Here is a 16,351-nt window from a genome sequence, read left to right on the forward strand (position 1 = left end):
GTTTCCCCCTAAATAAATTGATATGGATCAGTGTTTATAGAAGATTCTATCACATCTATTGGCCAATCATAATCTTTTGCCCACTCTTTGAACATTTCTGCCAAATATGGCTTACAAATGCTTTCGATGTGGTGGCCAGGATCAACAACTGACATGTGATCAGCAATCATATCATGACCGACATGATAATAAACATCCCCGGTAACATAAACGTCTGCACCTTTATCCTTAGCAATGTTATAGAACTTACCACCATCGCCACCTAAAACTGCAACCTTTTTAACTGGTTTATTCAATTCATGACTAATTAGTCGAAGACCGGAAACGTTGAAGTATTGCTTACAATTACGAGCAAATTGTTCGACTGTTGTGGTTTCTTTTAGTTCACCAATTCGACCCATGAAATATTCAACACCCTTATAGTCACCTTGACTTACTAATCCTTCCACGTTTCTTAGGTCCATTGCTTCAGCTAACCAATCGTTCATACCGCCATCGGCATTATCCAAATTGGTGTGTGCGGAATAAACAACAATGTTGTGCTTAATGATGTCGGCATACATCTTATTTTGTGGGACATCTAAATCCATGTTTTTTACGGGTCTAAACATCGCTGGATGATGAGAAAAGATCATATCACAGTCGTTTTCAATCGCTTCTTCAACCACTTCTGGTCTAACGTCTAAGGTTACTAATACCTTATGAATTTCTTGATTAATTGATCCGATTTGCAAACCGATTGGGTCGTGTTCAACCGCAATCTCTTTGGGTGCAAATTTTTCAAACTGGTTAATTAAGTCGAATGCTTTCATTTATAACACCTCTTTAATTTCCTCAATTTCCTTCTTCATTGAATTAATCTTATCAACTGGCTTGTCATGCTTGGCCAAGTTCATTTGGTCAATTACCATTTCAATTCTTTCAATTTCGTTTTCCCACTTCTCAACGAAAACATCTGAGTGTTGTTTTAGTAAAAATGGGCCAAACTTAATTTCTTGTTCTGTGTATTTTACTGGTTCGTCAGTCTTTTTCGCAACGATAATTTCATAGGTGTGACCGTCTTCTCTTAAGATGGTTTCATCACTAATTTCATATTGGTTATTCATTAACCATGTTCTCAAGCGATCTTCACCAACGTTTGGTTGAAGAATCAATAGTTCGTCGCCTGATAAGTGTGACTTACCGTTTTCTAGGATATTCTTGATTAAAGTTCCACCCATTCCGGCAATGGTAACACAATCAATTTTATCCTCTGGTTGTACTGACAATAACCCGTCAGCTAATCTAGTGTCGATTCTATCACTTAAACCTTCAGCTTTAATTTCTTGAATTGCGTTGTCTAGAGGTCCCTTAGCAACCTCACTAGCAATTCCAAATTCAATTTGTTTTTGTTTCATCAAATAAACTGGCAAGTATGCATGATCTGAACCGATGTCTGCGACTCGACTATTTTGCGGAACAAAATCTGCAACTACTTTCAATCTTTGAGATAACTTATTTGCGTCCATAAAAACACCTTTTCTACTTTGTTATTATTTATATTATAACCGCTATAGAAAATAAAAAACAGATAGCAAATGCTATCTGTTTTAATTATTATTCAAGGAAATCCTTTAGTTGTTTACTTCTGGATGGGTGGCGTAACTTTCTCAAAGCCTTAGCTTCAATTTGTCTAATTCTTTCACGAGTAACACCAAAGACCTTACCAACTTCTTCAAGGGTTCTAGTACGACCATCGTCTAGACCGAAACGTAATCTTAAAACGTTTTCTTCACGGTCAGTTAGAGTATCTAGGACACCTTCAAGTTGTTCCTTTAGTAATTCGTATGCAGCGTGGTCGGCTGGACTAGTTGCATCTTGGTCTTCGATAAAGTCACCTAAGTGAGAGTCATCTTCTTCACCAATTGGTGTTTCTAGAGAAACTGGTTCTTGAGAAATCTTTAGAATGCTTCTAACCTTTTGAGTTGGCATATCCATTTCAGCACCAATTTCTTCAGGTGTAGGTTCACGACCTAAATCTTGAAGTAATTGTCTTTGAATACGGATTAATTTGTTGATTGTTTCAACCATGTGAACTGGAATTCTGATAGTTCTAGCTTGGTCAGCAATCGCACGTGTAATAGCTTGTCTAATCCACCAAGTAGCGTAAGTTGAGAACTTGAAACCTTTTCTGTAATCAAACTTTTCTACGGCCTTCATTAGACCCATGTTACCTTCTTGAATTAAGTCCAAGAATTGCATACCACGACCAACATAACGCTTAGCAATTGAAACAACCAAACGAAGGTTAGCTTCGGCTAGTTCTTGTTTAGCTTCTTCGTCGCCTTCTTCAATACGAAGAGCCAAGTCAACTTCTTGATCAGCAGTTAGAAGTGGAACACGTCCGATTTCTTTTAAGTACATTCTAACTGGATCGTTAATCTTAACACCAGTAGGAGCTGAAGCTGAGTTCTTCAATTCAGCTTGAGTAACCTTCTTAGCTGCTTCTAGGGCACGTGGATCTGGATCACCATTCTTATCAACAACACTGATACCAGCATCTTCGATTTTTTCTAGTAATTCGTACATTTCAGTCTTAGTTAGCTTGAATGGCACAGCAATTGTGTCATTAACATCGTCATAAGTAACGTGTCCAACTTTCTTTTGCTTCTTAATTAAAGCGTTGGTTGATTCTTTTAGTTCTTTCTTGTTTAACTTCTTTTCAGCCATTAAAGTGCCTCCTAAATTACGATCTGTCGTTCAACTGTTTTTGTCTTTGTAACTTGATGATTTCCATCGCTAGTGCAGTTTGTTTATCAACATCCCCTAGCTTCTTGGCATCATTCAATTCAGCCTGTTTGTTCTTAAGCTGAACATCGATCGGCGCCTCATTCATTATTATATTAACATAATCGTCAACCTCTTCTTTATTTGGCGCATCGCTTAACGGTAACATTTCGATATTAATCAACATGTTTTGTAACTTTTCTTCTTTAATGAAGTCTTGAAACTCTGCTGACTTATATTCGTCATGTGTTGCCATATAGCCTTGTGCCAATGTGTATAGAAGTTGAAAGTCATCATCCACAAATGAAAAACCATCTTTACTCATCAAATGTTGCCACATTTCACGTGACATCAAAATGCGATTAAATAGATATAGTTCCGCCAATTCAACCTTGCTATGTGATCTGACGTTATCAATTGGTTGGATGACTGGATGACCTTGTTGTGGTTCATCCCTTGATTTTTGAATCGACTTGTTAACGTTATTCTTTTGAATATAGGTATTCATTCGATTAGTTAAATCTAACTTGTTCAAGTTAAATTGATCAGATAATTGGTTAACATAAATGTCTCTTTCCAATGGATCAGAAATCTTAGCAACTTCCTGTAAGACATCGTTAATATAACTAATCTGGTCAGTTTCGTTATCCAAGTTACGGTTCAACTTGAAGTATCGCATCTTAAACGAAAGTGGTGATTCATAGGCAGAATGCATATAACTAGCAAACTTTTCCTCACCATATTGTTTGCGATACTCATCGGGATCAATTCCCTCAGGCATTTGAATAACACCTAGAGATAAATCTGTATTACCTAATAATGACAATGCTCGATTAATCGCATTTTGTCCCGGTGCATCACCATCATAACAAACACTAACGCTTGGTGTTAAACGTTTAATCGTAGCGATTTGTTCGGTGGTAAGACTAGTTCCCATTGAAGCAATTCCGTTGGTTACACCTGATTGATAAGCAGATATAACATCCATGAATCCTTCAAACAAAATAACGTTTTTTTGCTTTTGAATGGTTGTCTTGGCATCCGATAGGTTGAATAAGACTTTTCGTTTGTTGAAAATGTCAGTTTCAGGACTATTTAAGTATTTTGCCGTTGAGGCATTTTTATCCATTACACGCCCTGAGAAACCAATCAGATTGCCAAACTCGTTTTTAATTGGGAACATGATACGGTCAAAGAAACGATCACGAAGTTTACCATCATCAGCTTCAATAAATAGACCAGACTTTCTCATGTCATCATATTGAACTTTCTTGTTTTCCAAAAACTTATTTAAGATTTGTTCCTTAGGTGCAAATCCCAAACGGTAGAACTTGATGGTCTCATCGGTCAATCCACGTTCGTGCAAGTAATCTAATGCCGGTTGTCCCACTTCTGTATTCATCAAAATATGACTATACAATTCTGTGGCTAACTCATGCATATCGATTATCTTTTTCTCAACCGGATTGATGTTTGATTTAGCTTTATTGGAATGCTTATATTGTTCTGGAATTTCAATTCCTTGCATATCAGCAACTCTCATTACCGCTTCCGGATATGAAAGATTTTCCAATTCCATCATGAACTTAAAGACGTTTCCACCTCTTCCACAACTGAAACAGTGAAAGATTTGTTTTTGTTCATTAACAGAAAATGATGCTGTGTTTTCATTATGAAATGGACATATACCAAATAGATTACTACCAGATTTTTTCAATGAAACAAATTGACCAACAACATCGGCAATGTTGGTTTCATTTCTAATCTGATCAATTACTTCTTCAGGAATCATTGTCAGCATATCTCCTTTCACTGATAAAAGTCGCACCGATTTTTAGTGCGACTTTTGTTAAAAATACGAATAAATATTATACAGTATTTTATCAACCCATCATAGGTTTGTCTATCAATTCTATTTTACGATTAGTTGGTTTAAATCAGCAAACCAGTTAATCATGTTTGATAACTTAGTTAGTTCACGTAAGTGATTGTTCTTAACGTTTTCGTCTTTAGCCATAACCATTGTTTGGTCAAAGTAGTCGTTAATTGAATCCTTCAAGTCGAATAACTTGTTGTATTCGTCGTTTGCACTTAGTGAGAAGAAGTCACCAGAGATTGCTTCAACGTTTGAATGAAGGTTCTTTTCAGAATCATTTTCAAACAATGATTCATCAACATTTAAGTCGTCTGAAGCAAAGTCTTGCTTTTCTGAAATTCTTAGAACACGAGTTAATGCTTCAACTGATTCCTTGAAGTTATCGTCTTCCTTGTGTTCGTTTAGAATGTCAGCAACGTTAAAGATAAATTCGATATTGTCATTGTTTGAGTTACCTGCAGCATCGATAATATCATGTCTAATCTTGTCGGCCTTTAGTTGCTTAACAATTCTATCCTTGATGAATGAAACGATTTCGCTAATTTCCTTGTTTTGATCCAAGTCAGGAGCAACGTTTGCATCCTTTTCAGCGTTGATAAATGCTTCCATCATTTCAGTTAAGTTGAAGTTTAGTTCTTCGTTCTTAACAATTCTAACGATACCGTTAGCTTGTCTTCTCAATGCGTATGGGTCATTTGATCCACTTGGAATCATACCAGCGGCAAAGAAAGTTAGGATACTGTCAAACTTGTCAGCTAAAGAAAGAACTGAACCAACCTTGGTTGCTGGTAGTTCACCTGTTGCTGAGATTGGCATGTAGTGTTCACGAATAGCAGTAGCAACGTCTTCATTTTCACCCTTTAATAGAGCGTACTTTTCACCCATTACACCTTGTAGTTCTGAGAATTCACCAACCATACCGGTTACTAAATCAAACTTGTAAATTTGAGCAGCACGTTTAACATCTTTTAGTTCTTGGTCGCTTAGTTTAGCATGTTGACCAATTACTTCGGCAATCTTTTCAACACGTTGCATCTTTTCAAACATAGTTGAAATCTTGTCGTGGAAACTTACCTTCTTTAGCTTGTTTACGTAGAAGTCGATATCCTTAGCTTGATCTTCTTGGTAGAAGAACATTGCATCTTCTAGACGTGCAGTAAGCACTTTTTCGTTACCGGCAATCACGTTTTCGATGTATTCGCTGTTACCGTTTCTAACTGAGATAAAGAATGGTAAGATGTTACCATTTTGATCGTTAACGTAGAAGAATCTTTGGTTGTCCTTCATTGAAGTAATTAGAACTTCTGAAGGTAGTTGTAGGTATTTTTCATCGAACTTACCAAAGAATGCAGTTGGCCATTCAACCAAGTTGTTAACTTCTTCAAGTAGACCTGGGTTAATGTTAATTACCCAGTTGTTTTCATCTTGGATTTCTTTGATTTGTTTAACGATTAAGTCTTTACGTTTTTGGGCATCAACAATTACAAATTGTTCTTTTAGCTTTTCTTCGTATTCATCAGCTGAGTTGATGGTTGTGTCTTGACCTAAGAATCTGTGGCCACGACTAACGTTTGAAGCAGTAACATCTAGAATTTGAATTGGTAATACTTCGTCATCTAACAAAGCTACCATCCATCTAATTGGACGAATGAAGTCTAAACGGTAAACGTTCCATTTCATTAGTGTTGGGAATGTCATGCTTGTGATAACATCCTTTAGTCCCATTAGAACTTCTTTAACAGGCTTTCCGGCGATGTGTTTTTCAACAAAAACGTATTCAGTACCCTTAACTTCTTTAAAGGTAATATCGTCTGTGCTTAAGCCTTGTCCCTTAGTGAAACCAATGGCTGCTTTTGACCAGTTACCTTCGTCATCTAAAGCAATCTTCTTAGCAGGACCCTTTACAGTTTCGTTTACATCAGGTTGTTTATCAGCTAAACCTTCAATTTGGATAGTTAAACGACGAGGAGTTGAGAATGGCTTAACAGCATCAAAATCGATTCTTTGATCTTTTAAGTAATCTTCAGTCTTCTTAACTAATTGTTTGATACTAGGAGTTACCACATGAGCTGGCATTTCTTCTAGTCCAATTTCAAGTAAAAATGTGTGAGCCATTATTTTTCCTCCTTGTTTTCATCATCTTTTAGAAGAGATTGTCTTAATTTTTCATCTTTGATAAGTGGGAATCCACGTTTCTTTCTTTCAGCAATGAAGGCCTTAGCGATTTCTCTGGCCATTCTTCTGATTCTTGAAAGGTATCCAGCACGTTCAGTAACTGAAACGGCACCTCTAGCATCTAATAAGTTAAATGTGTGGCTACATTTTAGAACGTAGTCGTATGCAGGGTGAACTAGGCCGTTTGCGATTTGTTTTTTAGCTTCTGTTTCGAAGCCATCAAACATCTTTAATAACATTTCTTGGTTACTTTCTTCGAAACTGTATTTTGAGTGTTCGTATTCAGGTTCCTTGAAGATGTCACCGTACTTAACACCATCACTCCATTCTAGTTCAAAAACATTGTTAACGTCTTGAACGTATGAAGCAAGTCTTTCTAGACCGTAAGTGATTTCTGAAGCAACTGGGTTCATTTCTTGACCACCAACGATTTGGAAGTAAGTAAATTGAGTAACTTCCATTCCGTCTAGCCAGATTTCCCAACCAACACCGGCACAACCCATTGATGGGTTTTCCCAGTTATCTTCAACGAAACGAATATCATGTTCTTCTGGGTTAATGCCAAGTTCTTTTAAACTATCCAAGTATAGTTCTTGGATGTTTTCAGGAGATGGTTTCATGATTACTTGGAATTGGTGATGTTGGTATAAACGGTTAGGGTTTTCACCATATCTACCATCAGCAGGTCTTCTAGAAGGTTCAACGTATGCTGCGTTCCAAGGTTCAGGTCCAATTGCACGTAAGAATGTGTATGGACTCATAGTTCCGGCACCCTTTTCAGTATCGTATGCTTGCATTAACATACAACCTTGTGATGACCAGTATTGTTGTAATTTTAAAATGATGTCTTGCATTGACAACTTTTCTGTCATGTTACTTCCTCCTAATAAACGAATGGCATAAAAAAAACCTATGCAAAAAGTATACTTAAATACAGTTTACATAGGGACGATTATTCGCGGTTCCACCCTACTTCTGACTTTCGTCAGCAGCTTGATTTCTTTGGTTCAAAAAGTGCCAATCATTGAAAAATGCAAGTAGCTCACACTGTCCTACTATCGCTGGATATCATTTTATTCAATGACCCTCTTTTGTCATTACCATTCGTATTTATTTAACTTAATTATAGTTTACAATTGCGAAAAAATCAATTCTATAATCTTAGGTCATTCATTTGATCTAAGAAACTTTTACTCTTTAGATGAATCCCTACAGAATCCGAGTAAATCTTATCGAGAAGCATTCTTAAATTTTGCTTTGTATTGTCATTTACATTAACGTTACCTAATTTATTTAAATCAATAATTGAAAAACGACGTAAATAATAAATAGTCTTTTGATCTAGGTGCAAGCGGTTGGCATCTAAATGAAAATGATTTTGGCAAATCAATCCACCGTATGCTTCGGAATAGTCAAAGTTCAGATCAGTACGACCACAAATGGCACATCCCCTTAGTTCAGGTTGTACCCCAAACTCACCTAAAAGTTGGATTTCACAGATGTTGGTAATTACCTCAGGGTCAACACCGTTATCGATTAATCGTAGCGCTGCAAATAACTGGTTAAACCAATGCGGAATTGGTGTTGAGTCAGGAAAGGCAACGTCAACTAAAGACATAATGTAAGTGGCATAGGCATTTAAGAAAATATCCTCGCTAATATTTTCATAATGGTCAGTATCTAATCCACTATAAATATAAGATAAGTTTTCAGCATTTATCTTTCCAGAATACGTACCATAGGTAAAAGGCAAGATATCCGCCATCATCTTAAAGCCCCTTTTTCGAGCACCTCGAATGAAAAACATCTTCTTGCCTGCCTCGGCCGTTAAAAACTTAACTAACATATCATTTTCTTTGAAGTTCTTTCGGTATAGTAAAATACCGTGAAAATTCATATATGTTTGTGAATCCATTTTTATTCACCGACCATTTTTAAAATTTTAGTAATTATCCTTCTTGTATCCTAGTGACTTAAGAACGGATGATTCATTACGCCATCCAGGATGAACCTTAACCCAAAGTTTTAGATAAACCTTGCTACCTAATAGGTCTTCGATATCTTGTCTAGCAAGAGTACCAATCTTCTTTAGCATTGATCCTTGCTTACCAATCAAGATTCCCTTTTGACCAGGACGGTCTACTAAGATATCAGCTTGGATATCTACGTTGCCGTTTTCCTTGGTCTTCATGCTTAAGATATCAATCGCAATTGAGTAAGGAATTTCGTCTCTTGCTAACATTAAGATTTTTTCTCTGATTAGTTCAGCAACGATAAAACGTTCTGGGTGATCAGTTACTTCATCTTCTGGATAGTATTGTGGACCAGCTGGTAATAATCGCTTTAAGTTGTCCATCAATTCATCAACATTGTTACCTTGTAGTGCTGAAATTGGGAAAACTTCTTTCCAATCAAGCGCCTTCTTGTAAACATCCATGATACTTAGAAGTTTGTTCGGATTGATTTCATCAATCTTGTTGATGATTAAGTAAACTGGTTTATCGATATCCTTTAAGCGGTTAATGATAAAGTTATCTCCAGCACCTCTTGTTTCAGTGGCACTTACCATGAATAAAACAGCATCAACTTCTTTTAAAGCTGAGAAAGCTGATTTTTCCATGAAATCATCTAATTTGTTATTTGGTTTGTGAATTCCTGGGGTATCCAAGAAGACAATTTGTGATTCATCATCGGTGTATACACCTTGAATCTTGTTTCTAGTTGTTTGTGCTTTATCACTCATAATCGCAATCTTTTGACCGATAATACGGTTCAAGAATGTTGACTTACCAACATTTGGTCTACCAACGATTGCTACAAATCCTGAATGAAAGTTTGGATCAAATTCCATAATAATTCCTCCGTGCTGTTAAAGTCCAAATATGATTGGAACATATACCAATAATCCAATAATTGCTGCAAAGATTGACGCGATGACCACACCTGCGGCAGCTACGTCTTTAGCCTTCTTGGCAATTTCATCATACTTATTACCAACAATTAAATTAACAATTGATTCACATAACGTATTTACAACTTCAGCGATTAAGACAATAAATATTGCTAACAAAATCCAAACCCATTGGCTCAAATCAATCTTAAGAATAAACGAAATAATCACTACAACTAAAGATGCAATTAGATGAAATCTAAAGTTACGTTCTGTCTTGCATAATATCACTAAACCATCAAAAGCGTGCTTAAATGATTCAGCAAAACTACGATTTTTTCTGACTACTTTTTTATCTTTTAAGCCCATAGTCATCCATAATCTTTCTTTGCAATGGGAACATAACGTCTTCATCTTCTTGCTTCATGTGATCATAACCGTTTAAGTGTAGGAAACCATGAACAACAAGGAACCCTAATTCACGTTCGTATGAGTGGTCTAAAAATTCTGCTTGTTCAGCAACCTTATCGATTGAAACAAAGATGTCACCAATGTTTTCTGGAATTTCTGCGGCCATTTCATCATCCATAATTAATGGAAAATCGTCATCACCGTCTTCAATCGCAAAACTAATAACATCAGTTGCACGGTCAACGCCACGATACTTGCTGTTGATTTCCTTAATTTCGTCATTATTAACGAATGTTACTGACATTTCAGTATTATCCTTAAGGTCTAATGCCTTGCTAGCAAATTGCAATACATCTTCCACTAAATCGATGTGTTTTTGGTCTACACCGTCTTTTGTCTTATCGTAAATTTCTAAATCCATTCTGGTACTCCTGTTATAAAATTTCTAGTTTTGTTGATATTCTTCGTAGGCATCGATAATTCTAGCAACCACTGGATGTCTAACAACATCCTTAGAATCAAACTTAACAAAACGAATTTTTTCAACATTTTGTAAGATTGATTGGGCTTGAACTAGACCACTACTTGCATGTTTAGGCAAATCAATTTGAGAGATATCACCGTTAACAATCATCTTTGAACCAAAACCAAGACGAGTTAGGAACATCTTCATTTGAGCAGTAGTTGTGTTTTGAGCTTCGTCTAAGATAACGAAAGCAGAGTCCAATGTTCTACCACGCATATATGCTAAAGGTGCAATTTCAATAACTCCTCTTTCCATCAATCTAGCAGTGTGTTCACGACCTAGAATTGAATGAAGTGCATCGTAGATTGGTCTCAAATATGGATCAACTTTTTCTTTTAAATCACCAGGTAGAAAACCGAGGCTTTCACCGGCTTCAACGGCAGGTCTTGTCAAAATAATCTTTTCGACATCCCCGTGTTTTAGAGCTGCAATTGCCATAACCACAGCTAAATATGTTTTACCAGTACCGGCTGGACCAATTCCAAAAGTAATATCATTACGTTTTACGGATTGCACGTATTGGCGTTGGCCAAAGTTCTTAACACGGACTGGCTTACCCTTAAAGTCTTTGATTAATATTTGATTGTATAGCTCTTTAAAATAACTTAACGTATCATTTTTGGCCATATTCATAGCAGAAACAAAGTCACTGCTATTCAATGTGACACCATTTTGAATTAAGTCCATTAAGTTCTTAAAAATTGAAATAACTTTATTAACATTATCTTCACTTCCGGATACCTTTACATTGGTTCCAAAAGCATTAATTGATACTTCCATACCCTCTTCAAGAATTGTAACGTATTTATTTTGTGCCCCTAATAGCTTAGGTTCAAAATCTAAATTATGAATAATAAATTCTTTGGTTACTTCAGTTTGTTCTGTCAATATAGCGACCCCTTTTTTATTGATAATCAAATATTAGCACAGATTTTGACTTTAAAAAAGTTATTAATATGTACTAACAAAGCATGATTGTGGCACAGCACAACCATACTTTATAAATAATTAGCTTAAGTGAGCTTTTACAGATTGGTTAACTTCGTTTCCGTCAGCTTTACCCTTAACCTTTGGCATGATAGCGCCCATTACTTTACCAAAATCAGACATTGCTGAAGCGCCAACTTCACTGATAGTTTCTTCAACTACCTTGTCAATTTCTTCTTTTGACATTTGTTTTGGAGCGTATTTGCTTAATACAGCTAATTGTTCTTCTTGTTCGGCAACTAAATCATCTCTACCACCATCTTTGAATTCAGCAATAGATTCCTTAACTTGCTTAACTTCACGACTGATAACAGTTAGTTCTTCGTCATCACTTAAATCATGACCTAAAGCAACTTTTTCGTTTGTTAGGGCTGATTTTAGAGAACGAATAACGTTCAAAGCAGTTTTGTTGTGTTCCTTCATTGCATTTTTAAGATCTTCATTAAGATTTGTAGCGATACTCATTATAGTTTCCCTCTTTCAAAATATTCAGCTTAGTTTTAGCAAAAAAAACGTCCCTGAAATAACAGGAACGTTTTTAGTAATTAAAAGCGACGGCTTTTTTTCTTGTTGTTGCGCTTTCTTGCTGCTTCAGATTTTAATTTACGTTTAACACTTGGTTTTTCGTAGAATTCTCGTTTACGGTATTCACGTAAAGTACCGTTCTTGGAAACTGTACGTTTGAAACGACGAAGAGCATCATCAAGAGATTCGTTTTTACGAACGACTGTTTTTGACATATGAAAATTCCCTCCCTCCGAGCTCGAAATACAACAGTTACTTTTTTTAATTATTAAAACTGTTCTTAATAATTATACAAAACAATATTTATAACGTCAATATTACATTTCAATTTAAAACTACTTTTATGACAGTTTTTTAGATATAATAAAGTCGTAAAAAAAGGAGTGATTTTGATGAAACATATTAATATCTTTGCCATCTCAGATTCTAGTGGTGAAACAGCGATGCAAGTAGCTAAAACCGCTGGTGCACAATTTGAAAGTGCTGATATTTCTTACGAACGATACCCATTTATCACTACCGAATCAATGTTAAGTGGTATCTTAAAAATTGCTAAACAAAAAGAAGCTGTCATTTTCCATACCCTAGTTAATGCCGATTTAAGTAAACTAATTGAAGATTTTGCAATGGCTAATAATTTACAAAACGTTGACTGTGTTCAAAAACCCATGAAGGCGATCAGTAGCCAATTAGGTTTCAATCCCGAACGTGTCAGTGGTTTGGTTCATGACTTAAATGACGACTACTTTAAACGCATTGAAGCAATGGAATTCTCCGTCGAAAATGATGATGGAAGCAATCCACAAAACCTAACAAAAGCAGACGTCGTGATTCTAGGAATTTCTAGAACATCAAAGACACCACTATCACTATACCTTGCAAATAAGCAAGTAAAGGTTTCAAACGTGCCAATTGGTCCTACCATCCAATTACCTAAAGAAGTCTTTGACGTTGATCCAAAGAAGATTATTGGCCTTACCAGCGTCACTAAAGATATTCAAAAAATTAGAAAAGCCAGAATGGCATCATATGGTATCGATGAAGATACACCATATTCGAACTCAAAGAACATTGACGAGGAACTAGAATATGCTAACAACTTATACCATGAACTTGGTTGTTTGATTATCGACGTCCACGATAAATCAATCGAAGAAACAGCCACTGTGATTATGGAAAGTCTTGATTTAGATTCATACCAATAAAAAAAGAGCTTAACAGCTCTTTTTTATTTTTATTGATTTAAAATATCATCCATCAAATTATTATTGAATTGTTGTTCTTTTAACATTTTAACTTCGAAGTAATGTGGAGACAACTTCTTCTTAGTTCCTTCAACAGCAACAGCTGGTGTTTCCATAATCTTTGGAACATCAACTAAAGATTCGTGGTGAGCAATGTAGTTCAAGGCATCGAACCCGATTGTTCCCAAACCAATAATTTCGTGTCTATCCTTGTGACTACCGAAATCATTCTTAGAATCATTTAAATGAACAACCTTCAATCGATCTAAACCAATTACATGGTCGAATTCATTTAGTACGCCGTCAAAGTCTTCTTTAACGTTGTAACCAGCATCATTAGTATGACAAGTGTCGAAAGTAACGGATACTTTATCGTTATCCTTAACACCATCAATGATTTGGGCAATTTCTTCAAAGGTACGGCCAACTTCTGTTCCCTTACCTGCCATGGTTTCCAAAGCAATTTGAACCTTTTGATCTGGTTCAATGACTTCGTTTAAACCTTTGGCAATTTGAGCAATCGCTTTATCTGCACCTTCACCAACATGAGAACCCGGATGTAACACAATTTGTGTTGCACCAATGGCTTCAGCACGTTTGACTTCTTCGTGTAAGAAATCAACACCAAACTTAAAGTTTTGTGGCTTGGTAACATTTCCTAGATTAATGATGTATGGAGCATGAACAACGGTTTCCAAAATACCATGTTCTTTCATGTATTCCTTACCGTCTTCGGCTCTTAATTCATCAATTGGCTTTCTTCTGGTGTTTTGAGGAGCACCAGTGTAAACCATAAATGCATTTTCACCATAGCTGTCAGCTTCTTTAGCAGAACCTAAAAACATGGTTGAGCCATTCATGCTAACGTGAGATCCGATTAAAAACTTACTTGTCATTACTAATCATCCTCATTTCATCAACAAATTTTTCTGAAGAGTCTGCAGATTCCCATCCACAATACTTTTCATAGAATTTTTCATACTTCTTATCGTATTCAGAATACTTCTTTTCCTTGTTAAATGCATCAATTTGCTTGTAAAAATCGTCTTTGTCTTCAACAACAGGTCCAGGTAATTCTGTTCTGTAGTCAAAATAGAAACCACGAATATCATCTTCATAATGTTTTAAATCATATGCATAGAACAACATTGGTCGTTTTAAGTTAGCATAGTCAAACATTACTGATGAGTAGTCTGTGATTAATAGATTAGATATTAGGTATAAGTCACTGATGTCTTCTTCAACCATGATGTAAACACGGTCTTCAAATCCATTAATATCAATGAAGTCTTTTACAAGGTAATGTGGTCTGATAATTAATACAGTGTTGTCGTCAACTTGTTCAAAGAAAGTCTTTAAACTAAATGGTAATTCAAAGTTGTAGACACCCTTACGTTTGTAATTATCATCACGCCAAGTTGGTGCATAGGTGATTACGTTTAAATCATCTCTACCAAGGTATTTTTTCTTAAGTCTACTAATGTTGTCTTGATTATCACCATAGTATAAGACGTCATTTCTTGGGTATCCAATATCTAAGAAATGGTTGTTAAAATCAAATGCTCTAGCAAAAATATCTTTAGAGTATTGATTTGGTGCAATTAAGTAATCCCAACGATGGGCTTCATTAGTAAAGTTTTCTTTATACTTCTCAGTATTAGTACCAGGCATCATAACGTTTTCGATATCAGTACCTAGCTTTTTCAAAGGAGTACCATGCCATGTTTGCATGTATACAGTCCCCTTATTCTTGTTCCACCATTTTGGTGTTCTGGAATTAAATACCCAGAAGTTAGCTCTGGCCATTACCCATACCCATTTAGGCATGAACTTTCTGACCATCTTAATATCAGGATATAATTCCTTGAAAGTCTTATATTGAGCCTTTCTAACAGTAAAGTATGCTTTTGCCTTATCTTCTGGATACTTTTCAATCCATTTTTCGTAGATAGCTGCCGGGTTATCATTGATATCTTTACCCTGGAAACTTTCAAAAACAACTAAATTCTTCTTTACTGGTAAAGTAATCAAAATATTATTAATCATAATCAATACACGACGAATTGACTTCTTAATAAATCTGATTACTTTTTTCTTCAATTTCATCATACGACAATTTCAATCCTTTTAACTAAATGTAATCCACGAAACGAGCTCTGAACTTGTAGTGTAGATGTGATCCAACCAATAGGAAGAATAGTACTGTTAGCCAGAAGATTAACATCAACATTGGTTTTTGCCAGAACCAAGCTTCACCTAACATTGATTCTCTAAATCCTGAAACAATGTAGAAGAATGGGTTCAATTGTAAGAATCTTACAAAGAATGCTGGGAAAGCATTTGTTTCAAAGTTAAATAGAACTCCAGACATGTAGAACAATACTCTCATGATTGATTGTAAGAAGATACGGTAATCACGAACAAGAATTGTTACAGTTGAGTTAAAGATACCGAATGCTAATAGCCAACAAATCATTGCAAAGAAGTAGTATAGCCATTGAATCCAGTATAGGTTAGGTAGTACTCCACCCTTTAGGTAACCTAAGATAATTGAACATGCTAGCATAGCCCAGAATGAACTTAAGTTAGTTAGAATCTTAATTGATGGTAGAACACTAACTGGGAACTTCATTTTTGAAACCATACCAACTTGTTGGTAGATACTCTTTGAAGCATCTAAAGTAACACTGTTCATGTAGAACCATGGTGTAATACCGATAACCATCCAAGTTAGGTAATCAACACTTCCAGATGTACCCTTCTTCAAACCAACACCGAATACTAACCAGTAAATTAAGATTTGAATAATTGGGTATAGGTATGCCCAAACAATACCTAGATAATGACTTTGATAATCTGACTTATCTTGGTACTTTGAGACTCTAAACATTATTGGTAAATTTTGAATTTGCTCTTTGATTAATGTAATGACTTCCTTCAAGTCGATCACA

General features: G+C 35.7%; 17 protein-coding genes. 1 reads left to right on the forward strand and 16 read right to left on the reverse strand.

The genetic code is table 11. The features are described 5' to 3' along the window. Positions 1-8 precede the first annotated feature (8 nt). From RZ55_RS03825 to rpsU, 13 genes are all read right to left on the reverse strand, one after another. Positions 9-812, reverse strand: a complete 804-nt coding sequence (locus RZ55_RS03825; RefSeq protein ID WP_053792756.1) for a Nif3-like dinuclear metal center hexameric protein — start codon at positions 810-812, stop codon at positions 9-11. After that, complete coding sequence (locus RZ55_RS03830) at positions 813-1,508, reverse strand: tRNA (adenine(22)-N(1))-methyltransferase (protein WP_034533938.1); 696 nt, start codon at positions 1,506-1,508, stop codon at positions 813-815. It lies immediately after the preceding gene. Positions 1,509-1,596: 88 nt separating this feature from the next. Then, positions 1,597-2,709: an RNA polymerase sigma factor RpoD gene (gene rpoD, locus RZ55_RS03835; protein WP_034530776.1), complete on the reverse strand. Its 1,113-nt coding sequence runs from the start codon at positions 2,707-2,709 to the stop codon at positions 1,597-1,599. A gap of 16 nt (positions 2,710-2,725) precedes the next feature. Next, on the reverse strand, positions 2,726-4,567 hold the full coding sequence (gene dnaG, locus RZ55_RS03840; protein WP_241772048.1) for a DNA primase: 1,842 nt from the start codon (positions 4,565-4,567) through the stop codon (positions 2,726-2,728). A gap of 111 nt (positions 4,568-4,678) precedes the next feature. Continuing rightward, positions 4,679-6,757 (reverse strand): glycine--tRNA ligase subunit beta, encoded by a 2,079-nt coding sequence (gene glyS, locus RZ55_RS03845; RefSeq protein ID WP_054483484.1) that lies wholly within the window; start codon positions 6,755-6,757, stop codon positions 4,679-4,681. After that, a complete protein-coding gene (gene glyQ / locus RZ55_RS03850; protein ID WP_057175826.1) occupies positions 6,757-7,689 on the reverse strand; it encodes a glycine--tRNA ligase subunit alpha in 933 nt (310 codons plus the stop codon). Before glyQ ends, glyS begins: the two co-directional genes overlap by 1 nt. A gap of 281 nt (positions 7,690-7,970) precedes the next feature. Then, positions 7,971-8,732, reverse strand: a complete 762-nt coding sequence (gene recO, locus RZ55_RS03855; protein ID WP_034533945.1) for a DNA repair protein RecO — start codon at positions 8,730-8,732, stop codon at positions 7,971-7,973. A 27-nt stretch (positions 8,733-8,759) separates the two neighbouring features. Next, a complete protein-coding gene (era, locus tag RZ55_RS03860; RefSeq protein ID WP_057175827.1) occupies positions 8,760-9,668 on the reverse strand; it encodes a GTPase Era in 909 nt (302 codons plus the stop codon). An 18-nt stretch (positions 9,669-9,686) separates the two neighbouring features. Then, on the reverse strand, positions 9,687-10,082 hold the full coding sequence (locus RZ55_RS03865; protein WP_051961006.1) for a diacylglycerol kinase family protein: 396 nt from the start codon (positions 10,080-10,082) through the stop codon (positions 9,687-9,689). Next, positions 10,060-10,539, reverse strand: a complete 480-nt coding sequence (gene ybeY / locus RZ55_RS03870) for an rRNA maturation RNase YbeY (protein WP_053791815.1) — start codon at positions 10,537-10,539, stop codon at positions 10,060-10,062. Before ybeY ends, RZ55_RS03865 begins: the two co-directional genes overlap by 23 nt. 24 nt (positions 10,540-10,563) lie before the next feature. Then, the gene (locus RZ55_RS03875) at positions 10,564-11,532 is read right to left on the reverse strand and encodes a PhoH family protein (RefSeq protein WP_034530763.1); all 969 of its coding nucleotides are present in this window, start codon (positions 11,530-11,532) and stop codon (positions 10,564-10,566) included. A gap of 120 nt (positions 11,533-11,652) precedes the next feature. Continuing rightward, a complete protein-coding gene (locus RZ55_RS03880) occupies positions 11,653-12,096 on the reverse strand; it encodes a GatB/YqeY domain-containing protein (protein WP_054483492.1) in 444 nt (147 codons plus the stop codon). Between the two features lie 80 nt (positions 12,097-12,176). Beyond that, complete coding sequence (gene rpsU, locus RZ55_RS03885) at positions 12,177-12,371, reverse strand: 30S ribosomal protein S21 (protein ID WP_034530758.1); 195 nt, start codon at positions 12,369-12,371, stop codon at positions 12,177-12,179. A gap of 177 nt (positions 12,372-12,548) precedes the next feature. On the opposite strand from rpsU, the gene RZ55_RS03890 reads away from it, so the two are divergent. Continuing rightward, positions 12,549-13,361, forward strand: coding sequence for a pyruvate, water dikinase regulatory protein (locus RZ55_RS03890; RefSeq protein ID WP_053792763.1), 813 nt, complete (start codon positions 12,549-12,551; stop codon positions 13,359-13,361). A 29-nt stretch (positions 13,362-13,390) separates the two neighbouring features. Here RZ55_RS03890 and RZ55_RS03895 read toward each other — a convergent pair whose 3' ends face one another. The 3 genes from RZ55_RS03895 to RZ55_RS03905 are packed head-to-tail and all read right to left on the reverse strand — an operon-like array spanning position 13,391 to position 16,341. Further along, complete coding sequence (locus tag RZ55_RS03895) at positions 13,391-14,296, reverse strand: deoxyribonuclease IV (RefSeq protein WP_080695508.1); 906 nt, start codon at positions 14,294-14,296, stop codon at positions 13,391-13,393. Next, complete coding sequence (locus RZ55_RS03900; protein ID WP_054483643.1) at positions 14,286-15,500, reverse strand: CDP-glycerol glycerophosphotransferase family protein; 1,215 nt, start codon at positions 15,498-15,500, stop codon at positions 14,286-14,288. The genes RZ55_RS03895 and RZ55_RS03900 overlap by 11 nt, the downstream gene beginning before the upstream one ends. Positions 15,501-15,531: 31 nt before the next feature. After that, complete coding sequence (locus tag RZ55_RS03905; protein WP_034530755.1) at positions 15,532-16,341, reverse strand: ABC transporter permease; 810 nt, start codon at positions 16,339-16,341, stop codon at positions 15,532-15,534. Between the last annotated feature and the right edge of the window lie 10 nt (positions 16,342-16,351).

Origin of the sequence: Apilactobacillus kunkeei, assembly GCF_001421115.1 — a bacterium.
GTDB classification, from domain to species: Bacteria; Bacillota; Bacilli; order Lactobacillales; family Lactobacillaceae; genus Apilactobacillus; species Apilactobacillus kunkeei_F.

Bases quoted from the DNA above. Each gene is read 5' to 3' on its own strand.
- RZ55_RS03895 (WP_080695508.1), bottom strand. From the start codon at position 14,296: ATGACAAGTAAGTTTTTAATCGGATCTCACGTTAGCATGAATGGCTCA.
- RZ55_RS03865 (WP_051961006.1), bottom strand. From the start codon at position 10,082: ATGACTATGGGCTTAAAAGATAAAAAAGTAGTCAGAAAAAATCGTAGT.
- dnaG (WP_241772048.1), bottom strand. From the start codon at position 4,567: ATGCTGACAATGATTCCTGAAGAAGTAATTGATCAGATTAGAAATGAA.
- glyQ (WP_057175826.1), bottom strand. From the start codon at position 7,689: ATGACAGAAAAGTTGTCAATGCAAGACATCATTTTAAAATTACAACAA.
- RZ55_RS03830 (WP_034533938.1), bottom strand. From the start codon at position 1,508: ATGGACGCAAATAAGTTATCTCAAAGATTGAAAGTAGTTGCAGATTTT.
- RZ55_RS03825 (WP_053792756.1), bottom strand. From the start codon at position 812: ATGAAAGCATTCGACTTAATTAACCAGTTTGAAAAATTTGCACCCAAA.
- rpsU (WP_034530758.1), bottom strand. From the start codon at position 12,371: ATGTCAAAAACAGTCGTTCGTAAAAACGAATCTCTTGATGATGCTCTT.
- ybeY (WP_053791815.1), bottom strand. From the start codon at position 10,539: ATGGATTTAGAAATTTACGATAAGACAAAAGACGGTGTAGACCAAAAA.
- glyS (WP_054483484.1), bottom strand. From the start codon at position 6,757: ATGGCTCACACATTTTTACTTGAAATTGGACTAGAAGAAATGCCAGCT.
- RZ55_RS03890 (WP_053792763.1), top strand. From the start codon at position 12,549: ATGAAACATATTAATATCTTTGCCATCTCAGATTCTAGTGGTGAAACA.
- recO (WP_034533945.1), bottom strand. From the start codon at position 8,732: ATGGATTCACAAACATATATGAATTTTCACGGTATTTTACTATACCGA.
- RZ55_RS03880 (WP_054483492.1), bottom strand. From the start codon at position 12,096: ATGAGTATCGCTACAAATCTTAATGAAGATCTTAAAAATGCAATGAAG.
- era (WP_057175827.1), bottom strand. From the start codon at position 9,668: ATGGAATTTGATCCAAACTTTCATTCAGGATTTGTAGCAATCGTTGGT.
- rpoD (WP_034530776.1), bottom strand. From the start codon at position 2,709: ATGGCTGAAAAGAAGTTAAACAAGAAAGAACTAAAAGAATCAACCAAC.